The organism is Candidatus Latescibacterota bacterium (assembly GCA_020633725.1).
Classification (GTDB): Bacteria; Krumholzibacteriota; Krumholzibacteriia; order JACNKJ01; family JACNKJ01; genus VGXI01.
Genome location: JACKDC010000001.1, coordinates 259333 through 275354 on the forward strand (window position 1 = coordinate 259333; position 16022 = coordinate 275354).

Consider the following 16022-nt stretch of genomic DNA (forward strand, 5'->3'; position numbering starts at 1 on the left):
AAGCCGGCCCGCCGGGCGGGGGCTTTACAGGGCCGGGCGGCTCGTCTAGATTCTTGCGAAAGCGAGGAGAGCCATGCGACTTAGCCCCGCCAAGATCGAGTACCTGGCCGAGAAGCTCGTGCGCATCATGCGCGACCACGAGGACGTCTCCCTGAACATCCCCGCCGATGAGCTCGTGCGCATCATCGAGTGGGAGTTCGTGGACGAGCTCAAGGTCGAGGACGAGATCGACGCCGAGGTGAACGTCCTGCTGGAGCAGTACGAGCGCCAGATCATGAGCCAGGACCTGGACCAGATGATGCTGCGGCGCAAGCTCAAGCAGGAGCTGGCCAAGAAGCGGGGGTACACGCTGTGAGGCTGAGCGAGGAGCGCATCGAGGTGCTGGCCGGCCGCCTGGCGGACCGCCTGCTGGACGAGGAACTGGTGGACATCACCGTGAGCGAGCGGGCCTTCATGGACCTGCTCGAGGTGTGGATCACCCGCGACCTCGAGATCGAGGAGGAGATCAACGAGGCCGCCGTGGCGCGTCTCGAGAGCTACTCCCGCAAGATCGAGCACGGCACCTCCGAGTGGGAGGCGCTGCTGGACAAGGCCAAGGAGGAGCTGGCCCGCTCCCGGGGCTACGTGATCCGATGAAGCCCCTGGCCGGGCGCCGGGTGCTCGTGGCCATGAGCGGGGGCGTGGACTCCTCCGCGGCCGCCGCCCTCCTGATCGAACAGGGCGCCGAAGTCGTCGGCGCCACCACCAAGAACTTCTGCTTCGCCGAGACCGACGAGCTGCCGGGCCGCTCCTGCTGCTCGGTGGACGCAGTGGCCGACGCGCTGGACGTGTGCCGCGCGCTCGGCATCGACCACCGCGTGGTGGACGAGACCGCGCGCTTCCAGCGCGAGGTGATCGACGTCTTCCACGCCGAGTACGCGGCCGGCCGCACGCCCAACCCCTGCGTGCGCTGCAACTCGCAGGTGCGCTTTCCGCGCTTCGTGGAAGAGGCGGTGGCCGGCGGCTTCGACGCCGTGGCCACGGGCCACTACGCGCGCATGTTCGGCGCGGACGACGCGCGCTTCCTCGCCCGCGCCGCCGACCGCGCCAAGGACCAGAGCTACTTCCTCGCCGCCATGGCCCCGGCGCTCTACCCGCGAGTGCTCTTCCCGCTGGGGGACCTGCAGAAGGTGGAGACCCGGGAGGTGGCGCGGCGCCACGGGCTGCACGTCGCCGACAAGCGCGAGAGCCAGGACGTCTGCTTCCTCGGCGGCCGCACCCTGCGCGACTACCTGGGCGAGCGCGAGCTGCTCACGCCCGGCCCGGTGGTGGACGCGGACGGCCGCGTGCTCGGCGAACACGCCGGCGCCGCGCTCTTCACCGTGGGCCAGCGCCACGGCCTGGGCGTGTCGGCGGGCCGGCCGCTCTACGTGACCCGCGTGGACGCCGCCACCGGCGAGGTGGAACTGGGGGAGTCGGCCGACCTCGCCGCCCGCGAGCTGCGCTGCCGCGATGCCTGGGTGCACCCGGCGCTCGTCGCCGCGCCGGACTCGCCGGTGGCCGCGCGCATCCGCTACCGCAGCGCGGACCAGCCGGTGGCGTCGTGGTCCTTCGGCGACGGCGCGCTCGCCGTGCGCCTCGCGTCGCCTGCGGGCGCCGCCGCGCCGGGACAGAGCCTCGTCCTCTACCGGGGCGACAGCGTGGTGGGGCACGGGATCATCGACGCGGTGAGCTAGGCGCGGTTCGATGCAGATCGCCAGGTCGAACCCGCCCCCGGGGGCGGATTGGCGGCCCCGGCCTCCTCGATTCGCCCCTCTCGACCCGCCCCCGGGGGCGGGTTCCGCAGCCGTGTCGGACGGCCGGCGCGACTCTCCCCTCGGCTCAGCCTCGCGCGAAGCCCCTTGACTCCTGCCCAAGGATACTATACATTGGTATCCAGCGCAAGTGGGCGCCGCGAGAATCTTGACCCGAATCGAGTTGCCTGCCGAGTGCCACCCGCCCCCGGGGGCGGGTAGACGCGCGTCCAGCCCGGCGCTCTTGCTCTGCGTGCTAGCGAGCCTTGTGTCCGGGTCGCGCGCCTTTGTTCCACACGCTAGCGAGCGATCGTTTTGGCCGAGCGCCTCACGCAGTGCGAAGCGAGGCAGAACGATCGCGAGCTACTTCAGCAGCACCAGCTTCGTCCGCGCCGCCGGCGCCCCGTCCAGGCGCAGCTCGGCGAGGTAGAGGCCGGCGGGCAGGCCCGTGGGATGCCAGTCCACCTGCAGCGGGCCGGCCGGCAGGGCCTCGTTGACGAGCAGCGCCACCTGTCGGCCGAGGGCGTCGTAGACGGCCAGCCGGGCGTGGCCTGCAGCGGGCAGGCCGAAGGCCAGGCGCGTGGCCGGGTTGAAGGGGTTGGGCCAGGCGTCGAGGCGGGTGGGCGCGGGCGCGGTGGCAACGGTGGTGACAGGCTGCCAGGTGAGGTTCACGAGCAGGGGCAGGTGGTCGCTGGACTCGTGGAGGGCGTTGGCCACCTCGGCACTGACAACGCCGTTCACACCATCGATGATCGCCTGGTTGAAGTGATTCCCGTCATTGCCTAGAACCAGGTAGCTTAGCGGGTCGAGTTCGAGACCGATACCATCCATGAGCACGGGGCGGGGAAGGATGAAATCGAAGCGGTCGTCGAGGCCGCCGGTGGCGCCGCCGCCAAAGCTGGCGGTGCGGGTGCTCTGGGTGTGTACGGGCGCGTAGGCCAGGTTGTTGTGCCAGGGGCCCTCCTGGTCGAGGGGATCGAGCAGCTGGCCGGGGCCGTCGCTGCGAAGCAGTTGCCAGGCGGGCTCCGTGTAGGTGTAGATGTTGTAGTCACCGCAGACCAGCGCCGCGCGCTGGGGCGGGAGGGCGTCGAGGTCGCCGCGCAGGACCAGGCACTCTGCGTAGCGGCGCTGCTCCTCGGTGCTGCCCTGGCTGGCCTTGAGGTGCAGCCCGTAGACGCGCAGGGTGTCACCGCTTTCGGTGAGGCGGAGGTCCCACCAGTCGATGTCGCGGAGGTCGGTGTCGAGCCAGCCCGCGTCGATCACGGCGGCGCAGTTGTCGCGGATGAAGAGCGCCCGGTCGGTGTCGGTGCCGTCGTGGAAGAAGGCGGCTTCCCAGAGCCCTGGCTCGGCGACGTCGAGGACGAGCGAGAGGAACTGGTCGCGCCCGGCCGTGCCGAGCACCTCCTCGGCGACGATGAGGTCGGGCGCCGCCTCGGCCAGCACGGTGCGGAAGTAGGGCGCGCGGCTCGCGCCGGTGCTGCCGGGGAAGTTGAGCAGGTTGTAGTCCATGAGGCGGAGGCTGCCGGCCACGGCGGGCAGGGCGGCGAGGCAGAGGGCGGCCAGGCCGAGCAGCGCGGCGCGCGGGGAGGGGCGCGATGGCGTCACGGGGGATGTCCTTTCGCAGAGGATGTGCTAGCTTAGCATGATCGCCCGCATTGCCGAAGTGCTATCCGTCCCGGTAGCAGCGATTTGTGAGGGTGAGATGAAGCGATTGCTAGGATGGGCCGCGCTCGTCGCCGCTGTGCTGGCCACGCTGGCCCTGCAGGCCCAGGTGTCAACGGCGTTGGCACCGGGGCCGCCGCGCGTGGACGTCCGCAGCGAGCCCTCCGACGCGCCGCTGGCGCGGCAGCTCGGCGACCTGGCCGAGGGCTTTCTGGCCGCGCTGCCCGAAGCGGAACTCGGCGCCGACCGGCGTCCCATCACCCTGATTCTCGCCCACGACGGCGAGCGCTTCCGCCGGCTGGCCGGCGGCCGCAGCCCGGAGTGGGCGGCGGGGCTGATCCTGGTGCCCGGCGAGACGATCCTGCTGGACAAGGAGTACGTCCTCGACCTGGGGCAGGCGGCGACGCTGATCCGGCACGAGCTCGCGCACGTGCTGCTCGACCGCAAGCTGGGGGAGCGGCCGGTGCCGCGCTGGTTCCACGAGGGCTATGCGCAGATGCGCGCGGCCGAGTGGGACATGGAGGTGCTCTGGCGTCTCGCCCGCGCGGCGTGGACGAAGAGCGCCATCCCCCTCGGCGACCTCCGCCGCAGCTTCCCGGCCAGCGGTCCGCGCGCGATGCTCGCCTACGCCGAGTCGCAGGCCGCCGTGCAGGAGCTGGCGCGCGAGCCGGAGAGCTGGGCGCATCTCATGGCGCTGCTCGAGGAGGGGATGCCCTTCTCCGACGCGCTCGAGCGCAGCCGCGGCGAGACGCTGCAGGCCTTCCAGGCGCGCTTCGACGCGTCGATCATGCCGGGCTTCCGGCGCTGGGGCCTGCTCTTCGGGACGGCGCCGCTCTTCTTCGTCATGATGCTGCTCTTCCTGGTGGCCGCGTGGCGCCGCGTGCGCCGTGGCCGGACCGGCGGCGCGCCCGCCCCGCTCGAGGGGGAATTCGAGCAAAACGAATGGCTTAGACGCGGATGGATTGACAGGGTCCGAAGGCGCTGATATATTGCGCCCCGGCTCTGCAGGGGCTATCCTGCCGGGGCGCTTCGCGCCTTGGGAGGACTAGCCTAACTGGTAAGGCAGCGGTCTTGAAAACCGCCGGGCTTTGCCCTTGGGGGTTCGAGTCCCTCGTCCTCCGCCTGACGAGTCGCTTGGAGAGGTGACCGAGTCGGCCGAAGGTGCTCGCCTGCTAAGCGAGTGTGGGCCTATAAAGCTCACCCAGGGTTCGAATCCCTGCCTCTCCGCCCCTGCGCCCATAGCTCAATTGGATAGAGCGTCTGACTACGGATCAGAAGGTTGGGGGTTCGAGCCCTCCTGGGCGTACCTGAGTTGAGCTACAAATGACCCCGCTGCAAGGAGTTGCAGCGGGGCTCTTCTTTGGTAATCCTATGCACCCAAATCATGTACCTGTCTTGTACCCATCCTAGCCATGCTGGGACTCGTCTTGCGGGGAGGCCGTACCGGAGTCACCTTCCTCCATCGCAGTGCGGGCAACCGCCATTCCCTTCTTTACGATCTCGCGCATCGCTGCGGCGTCGACATCCCCTGATGCCACCATGGTGCGGGCATACTCCTTCAGCAGTTCCACGAGGATGCCAGCCATTGCTATGGACTGCTTCTCGCTTGAGTGCATCTTCCTGATGCTCTCAAGGCGCTCCCGGGCGGCGGTGACCAGGGTCTCAGCGAGCTCGGGGTTGTCCCGCCCGAACTCCTCAGGCGAGATGAAGCGGTCTTCTGCAGGATTCACATACAGCCCTAATTGCTTGAAGTAGTCGAGTAGCGGGGCTATCCCGACCGGCAGCGATTCCTTGTAGTATGTGGTGCCCTCTTCCGCGAAGAAGCGGTTTAGAATCCTGTCTCCATACTGCGCAAAGACCTCCAGCTTTGCCTTGTGTGCACGCAGTTTCATTGATCTCTCGGCTTCGTCCCACGGAACAGGATGTGCGGCAGCCATCAGGACCACCTCGGCGAGCAGGAAGACCTTGGCGATCTCCTCTGCGGCCAGGACCGCGAGGCTAATCGCCCGACCTGGCTTGTGCTTGAGGAAGTACTCGGCGTCTTCGAGGAGCGACTCTGCGTTGCAGAAGGCCTTGTGCATCCCACGGCCGATCTCCTGCCAGTCAAACTCCCCGGATCTCATCCGGCTCATGAACTCCTCGGGTGTCATCTGGAACCCCTCTCGGTGCTGCAGTGAGAACGCGCAGCCCTTTCCTTCATCTCTGCCTCGACAAGTAAGCCGCCTCTGCCTATCCGGAGCCTCGGTCGTTTGAGTCCAGCCAATAGTCCCTGCCCTTCGCTGACGCCCGCGCCGCGCGTCACCCCGCCAAGTACTCCTCAACGCTCGGCCACGCCGCCGGCGTGTACTCAGCCCCTATCGCCGCGCAGATCCGCGCCCAGCGCGCCGCCTGGTCGCTCGCGTAGAGGCACGGCCGATACCCCAGGCGCAGGTACACGCTGATGGCGCCCGGCATGTCGTCCCCGGTGCACAGGAAGATGTTCCGGAAGCCCTCCGCCTGAAGACGCTGCGTCACCAGCGCGGTCAGCCAGCTCGCCAGGCCGCGCTGGCGATGTTCGGGGACGGTGGCGACCCAGCCGATCTGCCCGCCCTCGGGAAACATCCCGCCCTTCGAGTTGGCGAGGCTGCCGGCGGTCGCCACCGGGGCGCCGGTCGCGTCGTCCGTCGCGACGAGGATCCCGTCGCGCAGCGCCAGGTCCCGGTACCTTTGCAGCCAGTCCTTCAGGTCCGACTCGCCGAACGCGGGGACGGCCTGGCGGTGGATCGCGATCCACCAAGCGTCGGACGACGCCGGCAGCGCCTGCACGGAATAGCCCGCGACCGGCGCCACCGCGGCGAGCACATGCCCCTTCGGCAACACCAGGATGATGTCCGGGCTTCCCTCAAGATCCGCCACGCGTCGACTCCCGACTACTTCACGAGTGTGAACTTCCGCTCCGCGTGCCGCTCCCCGATGCGCAGCACCGCCAGGTAGACCCCCGAGCCCAGCCCGCTGCCGTCGAAGTCCACCGCATGCTGGCCCGCCGGCAGATCGGTGTGGACCAGGGATTGCACGTGGCGCCCGGTCACGTCGTAGACCGTGAGCGACACGCGTGCCGGTGCGGGCACTTCGAAGCTGAAGACCGTGGTCGGATTGAAAGGGTTCGGGTGGCAGTCCAGGGCGACGCCCCCGCCGGCCTGCGCCGGCGCGTCCTCCACCGCGGTCGGCCACGCGCAGCCTTCGCCATACGCGCCGATCTGCACGCCGCAGTCGTTGCCGGCCGGCAGGCAGGGCGACCCGGCTGCCAGCGTGTACTCGCGCGCGTCCGGATCGCAGAAGAGGGGGTTGGCGCTGATGTTGCCGTCCTGCCCCGTGGGGTCGTCCATGCCGACGTAGTCGCCGCCGTTGTTGCCGTAGACGTCACAGCAGGCAAGCGTAACGCCCGCGGTCACGCCCTCGACCACCAGCCCGCCGCCTTCGGACGTGAACGCGATGATCGTGCTGCTGAACGTGGGCTGCGCCTCGTCGGTCGCCAGCACCGCGCCGCCGCGCGTGTCGGCGCTGTTGTCCACCATGGTGCATCCGGTGAAGGTGGGGGTACATCCGCCCCTGGTATAGCAGGCGCCGCCGATGGCTTCCGTGCCGTGCTGCACGGCATCCAGCGCTTGATTGTGGATGAACCGGCATTGGCTGAAGGTGGGGGCGACGGTTGAGTTCCCGGTGATGTACACCGCGCCACCATAGGCATCGACGTAGGACTGGTCCTCCCAGCTGTAGTCCGTCCTCACCTCGTTGTCGATGAAGTCGCAGGCGATGAAGCTCGGGCTGCCGCCGCCTAGATGCACCGCTCCACCGTACCACGCCCAGTTTGACTCGAAGCTGCAGCCGAAAAAGACCGGTGAGCCGCCGCTATTGGCGAACGCACCCCCGCTCAACGTGTGGTTCTCGACGAAGCGGACACCGGCGAGTACTGGACTGCCCGCTTGGCAATTGATGGCGCCACCGAATGAGTCGACGAATCCAGTGGTGCCGCAATTCTCGAACACGAGATTGCTCAAGGACGGCGAGCCGCCGAAGATCCGTATCGCGCTGCGGTCGAAGTTCCTGAACGTGAACCCCTGCAGAACCGTCGTGGGCGTTATGCCCCATCCGAAGGTGAAGTCTGCCCCCAGTCCCCAGGGATCGTCACCGAGGAGTATCGTCACCGTGGGACCGCCCGACGAGCGAATCAGCAGCTCCGTCTCCTCAGTTCCGATGTGCCCGAAGAGCGGGTACTCGCCTGGCCGGACGGTCACGGTGTCGCCAGGACCGGCGGCCTGGAGCGCTTCGCCGAGGCGTTCGAAGTCCGTCGGGACGACGTACTCCGCCGCCGACACCCAGCCCGCCTCAAGCCCCGAGAGGGCCAGGGCCATGGCCGCCACCGCACGAACTCTTCGCCGCATCGGACCCTCCCCGGTTGCGTCGCGCATTAGAAAGTGTAGCATCTCCGCCGTGGCCATCCACAATCTTTTCAGATCGTGGCTCCGCTGCTATACTGCCCCCGGGTGGAGGTGCTCCTGGAGGTAGGGCGGAGCGAGCAAACGTCGGCGGTGGAGGTGGGCGATGAAGAAGTCAGTTCTCGGTCTCGCGCTGCTCATGCTGTCCGCGACCCTCGCGCGGAGCGACCCGTCCGGCGGGGACTGGTCGGAGGACTTCGCATTGCCCGGCGCCGAGTCCAGCGTCTACTGCGCGGTTGAATACGACGGAAGCCTCGTCCTCGGTGGCGCTTTCACCCACGTCGATCTCTCGCCGACAACCCGCGTCGCGCGCTGGGACGGCAACGACTGGCAGCCCATGGGGGACGGGTTCGACGGCGCGGTCCGCGACCTCGTGGTGATCAACGGATCGCTCTACGCCGCCGGCGAGTTCGGACACTCGGGGGCGACGGCCGTCAACGGGATCGCGCGCTGGGATGGCGCGGCCTGGCAGCCGCTCGCCGTGCAGCCGGACTTCGACTCCGTGCTTTCGCTCTGCCTGTATCAGGGGCGGCTGGTGGTCGCAGGCATCCTCGATTGGTACACCGATGAGTATCACTACTTCGAGCAGGGCGGCCTCTCGGCGTACGACGGATACGAGTGGACGTCCCTCGCCACCTTCGAATGGGGCTGGGCGAGCCATGTCAGCGACATGGTGGTCTACGAGGGCGACCTGGTCGTCCAGGGCGCATTCGAGGGCCTCGACGGCGACTACGGCATCCGCAACCTTGCGCGCTGGGACGGCGGGTCCTGGTCGAGCATGGGCTACCTCTATGAGCCGTGCGATTTCGAGTTCTTCGAGGGCGAGCTGCTGACGGGCGACTACTCCGGCGTCTTCCGCTGGACGGGTGCGGCGTGGGAGGAGTTTCCGGGGGATCTCCCGGGCAACGTCCGGGCGCTGCTGAGTTTCGATGGCGGCCTCGTGGCCTGTGGCAACTTCGACATCGACGGCGGCCGCTGCGCCGCGTTCTGGGACGGCGCCGCCTGGTCGGCGCTCGGCGCACCTTTCGGCAACCCGGCCAACATCGTGCCGCCGACCCTCACCTTGCTCGGCAGCTATCAGGACCAGCTGTTCATCGGGGGCGGTTTCCGTCAGGCGAATCACTCGGCGATGAACCGGCTGGCCCTCTGGGACGGCTCGGCCTGGGTGCCCTTCGCCAGCCCCTCGCACCTCGGCCACTACGGGGGCCTCGACTGGTCGCCCTACGGGCTCGGGACCTTCGCGGGGAGCCTCGTGGCGGGGGGCCCCTTCGACTTCGGCTTCGACAGCGCGCTCAACGGCGTCGGCGAATTCGACGGCGACGCCTGGAAGCCCCTCGGCGCCGGCCTTCCGGATCGTTTCGATTCCATCTACTGCTTCGAGGAGCTCGACGGCGAACTGGTGGCGGGAGGGACCTTCGCGGAGATCGACAGCGTCCCGGCACTCAACGTCGCGGCCTGGAACGGCACCGGCTGGCACGCGCTGGGCGCCGGCCTGCCTTTCGCCTGCCGCGCGCTGCGACTGGTCGGCAGCACCCTCTTCGCCGCCGGGGGGAGCTCGCTTCGAGCCTGGGATGGAACCAGCTGGCAGGACCTCGCCATCGGCCTGGATGGGACGATCATCGACCTGCACGCCTACCAGGGCGAGCTGGTCGCCGTCGGCACCTTCGCCACGGACGACCTCGGCCAGCCGCTCAACTTCATCGGCCGCTGGGATGGAGCGGGGTGGCAGCCCTTCGGCGGCGGCTTCGACGCGCAGGCGTCCGCGCTCGTCGAGTGGAACGATCAGCTCGTGGCCAGCGGCAGCTTCACCCTCGCGGACGGTCAGCCCGCGAGCCACATCGCCCGGTGGGACGGTCAGCAGTGGCAGCCCTTCCCCTGGGTCGTCACCGGCAATGTCACCGCCCTCGCGGTCTACCACGGCGACCTCATCGCCGGGGGCTGGATCTCCGCCATCGACGGCGAGGCCTGCGGCGGCATCGCGCGCTGGAATGGTGAAAGCTGGGAGTTGCTGGGCACGGGCCTCGCCGAACTCGACTACTCGGGAGCGTCCCTCTACGACCTGGAGGTCGTGGACGACTGGCTCTACGCCTGCGGGACGTTCCGCGTCGCCGGGGGCCACATGTCCTATGCGGTGGGCCGCTGGTCCGACGCGCCGACAGGCGTGAACACGGGAAGCAGCCCGGCCGCGCCGTACGCCGCGAACTTCCCCAACCCCTTCAACCCCGCGACGACGATCCGCTGCGCGCTGCCCGCGGCGGCGCCCGTGACGCTGCGCGTTCTCGATCCAGCGGGCCGCTGCGTCCGCACGCTTCTCAGTGCCGCGCCGCAGCCCGCCGGCCCCTTCACTGCGATCTGGGACGGTCGCGACGACAGCGGCTACCGTCTCGCCAGCGGCGTCTACCTGTATCGCCTGGAGGCGGGGGATTTCCGCGTCAGCGGCAAGATGACCCTGCTGAAGTAGGCCTAGCGTAGACGCTCGACCGCGGCGATGACGTCCGCCGCCAGCAGCGGCGTTCCACCCGCCGCCGACAGCTCCGACCCGCGCAGCACGAAGGCCGCCGCGCCGCGCTGCTGCCATTCGCCCACGGCGTGGTCGCCGTCGGTGTCCGCGATCGCGGTGGCCAGGCGCAGGCCGAGGCCGTAGAGCGGACCGTTGCCGCGCAGGCCTTCGTTGATCAGCGCGTCAGCGGCCTCCAAGTTGCCACCCTCGACGACCTCCCCCACGAATCGCGCCAGCAGCGCCGCCCCCTCGGGCGCCTTCGCGTCGAGTCCCGCCGGCGCAAAGCGCCCGCGCACCAGGTTCGCCGCGCCCTCGGCCGCCGTGTAGGCCAGGATCTCCTGCAGCCGATCGAGCCGCGGGTCGCCCGTGTCCGCGGCCACGAGGTCTTCGAACGTGCGCGCGGGCGCGCCGTCCGCGGAAGGAAACAGCTCGAGCTGCAGGCGGTGATACGTCTCCTCCACCAGGGTGCCGTAGAGGAAGTCCCAGTCGTCCTTCACCTGCTCGACGTTCAGCCCCGCCATCGCTGGCGTCGCCCAGCCGCGGATCGCCCAGCCCACGGTGAAGGCGAAGGTCGTCTCGAGCCGTGCGTCCTCCGGTGCGAAACGGGCGATGCGGCCGAGCACCGCGGCCGCCAGGGCGTCGCCGTGCGCGTTCAGTTGAGCGACGAGATCGCCGTACCCCGTCGGCTGCTCCGCCAGATCGGCGTAGCCGAAGGCGTTCTGCGAGCTCACCCAGCACCAGAGGCGGTCCAGCGGATCCGGCGAGCCCGCCTGCCCGATGAACGCTGCCAGCGCCTCGGCGTCCGGCAGCGGTTCGGGCACGTAACCGAGATTGCGCCGGTGCTCGAGCATGGCCACGTTGCTGGGTAGCGCGGCGAGGGCGGCGGCCTCGGACCGGTCGATCGCACCGTCGGCGCGGGCCGCGAGGAAGCCGCGCACGGCGCTGAGATCGAGTGCAAGCCGCAGCGCATCGCCGTCAGGGGGAGGGCCCAGCTCCGACGCGGGCAGGTCGAGAAGGAAGTCCGCGAGCGACGTAGCGCCGAAGGTCACGGGGTAGTCGGGGTTGAGCGCGGCCAGCGCCGCGCGGTTGGTCTCGCGCTGGCGCGCGAGGACCAGCACGGCAGCGAGGCGCGAGTCTTCGTCGGCGGGCACGGGCAGGCTGTCGGCGGGGGTGAGTTGGTCTGGCAGCATGCCGTAGAAGCCGCCGCCGAGGGCGGACTGCCGTGAGCCGAACTCCGCGAGTTCGCAGAAGCGGGTGGGTGGGTCGATTGCCGCGACGGTTTCCAGAAGGAAGGCGCGCTCATCCGGCGTGACCAGGCTGTCGAGCGCCGTTTCGGTCGCATTTCCCATCGCCGGGGATGCCAGGGCGAGCAGCGCCAGGAGCGCAAGCGTCCGCGTCATCGTCCACCTCCACCGCTCTCGTGAGGATAGCGAGCGGCGGGCGGCCGGTCCAGTCGCATCCGGTCCTTGACCCGCGCCGAGCCGCCTGCGAGGCTGGCCGCACCCGAACCTGCGGAGGGTGTCATGCGCAAGCCCGTGATCGTCGTCGCCGCCGTGGCCGTGGTCGTCATCGTCGCCGCGGCGATCTTCCTGACGAGCAACCTCGGCGCGTTCCTGGCCGCGGCCATCGAGAAGGCCGGCAGCGAGGCCACCGGCTCGCCGGTGGAGGTGACCGGCGCCAAGCTCTCGCTGCGCCAGGGCCGCGGCGAGGTGGCGGGGCTGAGCGTGGGCAATCCGGTGGGCTTCAGCGGCGAGGACGTCTTCGACCTCGAGGACATCGTCCTCGATCTCGATCTCGCCAGTCTCAAGAGCGAACCGATCGTGATCGACGAGATCCGCGTCGACGGCCCGCGCGTCCGCGCCGAGTTCCTGCGGGACGGCTCGCTGAACCTGGACGTCCTCCGCCACCGCCTGCAGGACAGCGCGCCGCGCGAACCGGCCGGCGCCGCGCCGGCCAAGCTCCGCATCGCGCGCCTTCACTTCGCCGACGGCGAGATCGCCGTGGACGCCTCCGCCCTCGGCCTCGAACCGCGCACGGTGAAGCTGCCGGCCTTCGATCTGGCGAACCTCGGCGGCGCAGAGGGCGCCACGCCCGACGCGCTCGCCCGCGAGATCCTCGGCGCCGTGGCGAAGCAGGCCGCGCGGGACGTCGCCGGCTCGGAGGCCCAGCGCCTCATCGAGGAGAAGCTCGGCGGCTCGATCGGCGACAAGGCCAAGGACCTGCTGAAGGGTCTTGGCAAGTAGGGCCGCTAGCGTTCGCCCGACCGCCGCCGGAAGGGCGAGCGGCTCTGCCCGTGCGTCTGTTCCGCGCCGCTCGCGGCGGGACCGATGCCCTCCGGGTGGTCGCCTTCGCCCAGGACCTCGATTTCACCCGACGCCACCAGCGCCTTCAGGCTCGCGCGCTCCAGCGCCTTGTCGGCCACCTGCGCCACCTTGCCCGGGCTCAGGTGCAGCGTCTTGCCGCCGGGCAGCGTGAGGCGCAGCGGGCCAGCGGTCGTGTTGCGGATCTCTTTCATCGGGCCACCTCCAGGGCTGTCTGGAGTCTACACCCGGACGGAGGGCTTGTCCCCTTCGATCACCCTAGCGCCGTCGACGGCGCCCGCGACCCGCCGAGGCGACGGGCGGCACGGGCGACTCCAGGCGCGGCCGCGACTGGCGATGCGACGTCCGCGCGGGCCGCGGCGGCGCCTCGACGAACGCGCTCTCGAAGCCCTCGACCGTCCGGCGCGGAATTCGCGTGCCGATCATTCGCTCGGTCGCGCGCACCCAGCCATGATCTTCGTTCGTGACGAAGGTGATGGCCGCGCCCGTCAGCTCTGCACGTCCCGTGCGCCCGATGCGGTGCGTGTAGGCCTCGGGCGTGTTCGGCACGTCGTAGTTGATCACGTGCGACACGCCGCTGACGTCGATCCCGCGCGCCACGATGTCCGTGGCCACGAGCACGCTGAACTGCCCCGTGCGGAAGCCGGCCATGGCGCGGTCGCGCTGAGGTTGGGACAGGTTGCCCTGGATGCCCACCGCGCGGAAGCCCGCCTTGGCGAGATGCTCGGCCAGGCGGCGCGTGCGCTGCTTCGTTCGCGCGAAGACGATGGCCGACGCGCAGTCCGGCCGCCTGAGCAACTGCTCGAGCAGATCGCGCTTGCGCGTCTCGGCCACCGACACGAGCGCGTGATCCACCGTGCTGGCCGGCGCGCTGTGGGACAGCTCCACGACCGTCGGGCGCAAGAGCAGCCTGTCGGCCAGATGGCGCACTTCGCTGGGCATGGTGGCCGAGAAGAGCAGGTTCTGTCGCCGCGCCGGAAGCGTGGCTAGGATGCGGCGGACGTTCGGCAGGAAGCCCATGTCGAACAGGTGATCGGCTTCGTCGATGACGAGCGTGTCGACCCGGTCGAGCCGCAGTTCGTCCTGCTCGATGAGGTCGAGCACGCGGCCCGGGCAGCCGACCACGATCTCGGGGCGACGGCGCAGCTGATTGATCTGCCGCGACACGGGCACGCCGCCGAAGAGGGTGACCACCTTCAGCGCGCTGTGCCGCGCGAGCACGGCGATCTCCGCCGCGATCTGGGTTGCCAGCTCACGGGTGGGGGCGAGGATCAGCGCGCGGGGATCGCGGCGGCGTCCGTCCCGGGGCGAAGTGAGCAGCCGGTGCAGCAAGGGCAGGGCGAAGGCCGCGGTCTTGCCGGTGCCGGTCATGGCCAGGCCAAGGACGTCGCGGCCCTCGAGGCTGGCGGGAATGGTGTCGGCCTGGATGGGGCGGGGGCTGGTGAAGCCCGCGTCGCGAATGCCGCGCAGCAGGGCGTCGTGGAGGCCAAAGCGGTCGAAGCCGCCGGCGGGAGAAGATTGATCTGACATGAAGTCCTTGCGTTCCACCGCAGGCACACGGGCCGGGCCCGCGCGAGGCGGTCTGGAGTTCCGACCCAAACAACAGTGAAGGGTAAGAGGGGTTGCGGGCGGCGCGACCCGCGACGTGAATCGCGGTCCTGTTGTTCGCCGCTGTCGGGCAGGAGCCCGACGAGATGCGTCAAGATAGGCAACTAGCGCGTATCGTGCCAGGTCTTCCAGGACGAGCGCATGTCCTTGGCGTCCGGCGTGAGCCGCCGGGACCGCTGCGCCCGCGGCGCGCCTCCCGAGTCGCCTTGCGCTAGCTCGCCGTCTTCAGCGCGCCGAAGCCCACGAGGCGGCCGGCGTCCTCGTCCCAGAGCTTGAAGCGGAGGCTGCTGAAGCTGGCGCGCAGCGTCACCGGCTTCACGCGGCTGAAGAGCGGGCTGGAGAGGTGGCAGCGCTCGAGGAAGTAGTTGGGGATGCGCGGGCTGAGATGGTGGATGTGGTGGAAGCCGATGTTCCCGCTGAACCACTGCAGCAGCCGCGGCAGCTTGTAGAAGGACGAGCCCTCCAGCGCCTGGCGCAGGTAGTCCCACTTGCCCTTGCGCGCCCAGTAGGTCCCCTCGAACTGGTGCTGCACGTAGAAGAGCCAGATGCCCGCCACGCCGGCGAGGAAGATCAGCGGCAACTGGATCATCAGGTAGGCCTTCCAGCCGATGGTCAGGCACATGACGGCCGCGATGGCGGCGAGGGTGAGGTTCGTCAGCACCTTGCTGCGGCGCGCGCGGGTGCTGTCCTCGCGCCGCCACACGCGGTAGTTGAGCAGGAAGACGAAGAAGGGGCCGAGGCCGAACATCACCAGCGGATGGCGATAGAGCCGGTAGCGCAGGCGCTCCCAGCGCGAGGCGGCGCGGTACTCGGCGACCGTGAGCGTCCAGATGTCCCCGCCGCCGCCGCGGCGGTCGAGGTCCCCGGACGTGGCGTGATGCCGCGCGTGCTCGTGGCTCCACCCGCCCGAGGGGATGAAGACGAGTAGGCCCGTCACGAAGCCCACCAGGCGGTTCGCCCAGCGCGAGCGGAAGAAGGCGCCGTGCCCGCAGTCGTGGCAGATGATGAAGCTGCGGACGAGGAAGCCCGTGGTGGGAATCGCCAGCGCGAGGGTCAGCCAGTAGGAGACGCGCAGGCTGAAGAGCATGGCCGCCCAGAGCGCGAGGTAGGGGAGCACCGACGTGGCGATCTGCAGGAGGCTGCGGCGGGTGCAGCTGCGCTCGAAGGGTGCTACCAGGGCGCGCCAGTCGACGTGCGGGGATCTGCGCGGGGAGTTCATCGAGGGCCGCCCGTGTGGGAGAGTCCCCCGGCGACCAGCGGCCGCCGGGGGAAAAGGCAAGAGGTCAGGCTACCAGCGGCCGCCGCCGCCACCGCCGCCACGACCGCCACCACGGAAGCCGCCGCCGCTGCGCTCGCGGCGCTCCTCGGCCTCGTTGACACGCAGGGCGCGGCCGCCCATCTCGGTGCCGTCGAGGGCGCTGATCGCGGCCTCGTGGTTGTCCATCTCGACGAAACCGAAGCCGCGGGGGCGGCCGGTGTCGCGGTCCATGATCAGAGCGACGGAGTGGACGGTGCCGTGCTTCTCGAAGAGCGCGCGGACCTCATCCTCGGTGGCGGTGAAGGGCAGGTTGCCCACATAGAGCTTCTTGGACATTGGAGTCTCCGATTTCGCCCCAGGTCATCGACGGAGCCCTGGCCCGCACGTCGGCGGCGGGGCGGTGCTCATGCTCTTCGGGATCGTCCG

At 69.8% G+C, this 16022-nt stretch carries 15 protein-coding genes and 3 tRNA genes; 9 read left to right on the top strand and 9 right to left on the bottom strand.

From position 1 onward, the window contains the following. Positions 1-73: 73 nt before the first annotated feature. Genes H6693_01110 through mnmA form a run of 3 tightly spaced genes read left to right on the top strand, consistent with a single transcriptional unit; the run spans position 74 to position 1715 of the window. The gene (locus H6693_01110) at positions 74-355 is read left to right on the top strand and encodes a DUF507 family protein (GenBank protein MCB9514777.1); all 282 of its coding nucleotides are present in this window, start codon (positions 74-76) and stop codon (positions 353-355) included. Next, the gene (locus H6693_01115) at positions 352-636 is read left to right on the top strand and encodes a DUF507 family protein (protein ID MCB9514778.1); all 285 of its coding nucleotides are present in this window, start codon (positions 352-354) and stop codon (positions 634-636) included. The genes H6693_01110 and H6693_01115 overlap by 4 nt, the downstream gene beginning before the upstream one ends. Further along, on the top strand, positions 633-1715 hold the full coding sequence (gene mnmA / locus H6693_01120; GenBank protein MCB9514779.1) for a tRNA 2-thiouridine(34) synthase MnmA: 1083 nt from the start codon (positions 633-635) through the stop codon (positions 1713-1715). Before H6693_01115 ends, mnmA begins: the two co-directional genes overlap by 4 nt. Before the next feature lie 420 nt (positions 1716-2135). Here the strand turns inward: mnmA and H6693_01125 are convergent, their stop codons facing one another. Further along, positions 2136-3377: a hypothetical protein gene (locus H6693_01125; protein ID MCB9514780.1), complete on the bottom strand. Its 1242-nt coding sequence runs from the start codon at positions 3375-3377 to the stop codon at positions 2136-2138. 97 nt (positions 3378-3474) lie between these two features. Between H6693_01125 and H6693_01130 the strand changes: the two genes are divergently transcribed. The 4 genes from H6693_01130 (at position 3475) to H6693_01145 (ending at position 4740) form a co-directional block, all read left to right on the top strand. Then, positions 3475-4419 carry a hypothetical protein gene (locus H6693_01130; GenBank protein ID MCB9514781.1) on the top strand — a complete coding sequence of 315 codons (945 nt, stop codon included), beginning with the start codon at positions 3475-3477 and terminating at the stop codon, positions 4417-4419. Between the two features lie 54 nt (positions 4420-4473). Beyond that, positions 4474-4555: transfer RNA gene (locus H6693_01135), tRNA-Ser, on the top strand. Between the two features lie 15 nt (positions 4556-4570). Further along, a tRNA-Ser gene (locus H6693_01140) sits at positions 4571-4661 on the top strand. Positions 4662-4666: 5 nt separating this feature from the next. Continuing rightward, positions 4667-4740, top strand: a tRNA-Arg gene (locus H6693_01145). Positions 4741-4840: 100 nt separating this feature from the next. Here the strand turns inward: H6693_01145 and H6693_01150 are convergent. The 3 genes from H6693_01150 to H6693_01160 all read right to left on the bottom strand — a co-directional run bounded on the left by H6693_01150 (position 4841) and on the right by H6693_01160 (position 7855). After that, positions 4841-5584: an AbiV family abortive infection protein gene (locus H6693_01150; protein MCB9514782.1), complete on the bottom strand. Its 744-nt coding sequence runs from the start codon at positions 5582-5584 to the stop codon at positions 4841-4843. Positions 5585-5732: 148 nt separating this feature from the next. Then, a complete protein-coding gene (locus tag H6693_01155) occupies positions 5733-6329 on the bottom strand; it encodes a GNAT family N-acetyltransferase (protein ID MCB9514783.1) in 597 nt (198 codons plus the stop codon). A 14-nt stretch (positions 6330-6343) separates the two neighbouring features. Beyond that, positions 6344-7855 carry a T9SS type A sorting domain-containing protein gene (locus H6693_01160; protein ID MCB9514784.1) on the bottom strand — a complete coding sequence of 504 codons (1512 nt, stop codon included), beginning with the start codon at positions 7853-7855 and terminating at the stop codon, positions 6344-6346. Positions 7856-8015: 160 nt separating this feature from the next. Between H6693_01160 and H6693_01165 the strand changes: the two genes are divergently transcribed. Continuing rightward, positions 8016-10370: a hypothetical protein gene (locus H6693_01165; protein ID MCB9514785.1), complete on the top strand. Its 2355-nt coding sequence runs from the start codon at positions 8016-8018 to the stop codon at positions 10368-10370. Positions 10371-10372: 2 nt separating this feature from the next. Here H6693_01165 and H6693_01170 read toward each other — a convergent pair whose 3' ends face one another. Then, positions 10373-11809, bottom strand: coding sequence for a hypothetical protein (locus H6693_01170; protein ID MCB9514786.1), 1437 nt, complete (start codon positions 11807-11809; stop codon positions 10373-10375). A 123-nt stretch (positions 11810-11932) separates the two neighbouring features. Between H6693_01170 and H6693_01175 the strand changes: the two genes are divergently transcribed. Further along, positions 11933-12652, top strand: coding sequence for an AsmA family protein (locus H6693_01175; protein ID MCB9514787.1), 720 nt, complete (start codon positions 11933-11935; stop codon positions 12650-12652). A 5-nt stretch (positions 12653-12657) separates the two neighbouring features. Here H6693_01175 and H6693_01180 read toward each other — a convergent pair whose 3' ends face one another. The 4 genes from H6693_01180 to H6693_01195 all read right to left on the bottom strand — a co-directional run bounded on the left by H6693_01180 (position 12658) and on the right by H6693_01195 (position 15932). Beyond that, positions 12658-12924, bottom strand: coding sequence for a hypothetical protein (locus H6693_01180; GenBank protein ID MCB9514788.1), 267 nt, complete (start codon positions 12922-12924; stop codon positions 12658-12660). Between the two features lie 64 nt (positions 12925-12988). Beyond that, entirely contained in the window at positions 12989-14278 is a 1290-nt protein-coding gene (locus H6693_01185) for a DEAD/DEAH box helicase (GenBank protein MCB9514789.1), read from the bottom strand. 271 nt (positions 14279-14549) lie between these two features. Continuing rightward, on the bottom strand, positions 14550-15557 hold the full coding sequence (locus H6693_01190; protein ID MCB9514790.1) for a fatty acid desaturase: 1008 nt from the start codon (positions 15555-15557) through the stop codon (positions 14550-14552). A 69-nt stretch (positions 15558-15626) separates the two neighbouring features. Next, the gene (locus H6693_01195; protein MCB9514791.1) at positions 15627-15932 is read right to left on the bottom strand and encodes an RNA-binding protein; all 306 of its coding nucleotides are present in this window, start codon (positions 15930-15932) and stop codon (positions 15627-15629) included. Positions 15933-16022 lie beyond the last annotated feature (90 nt).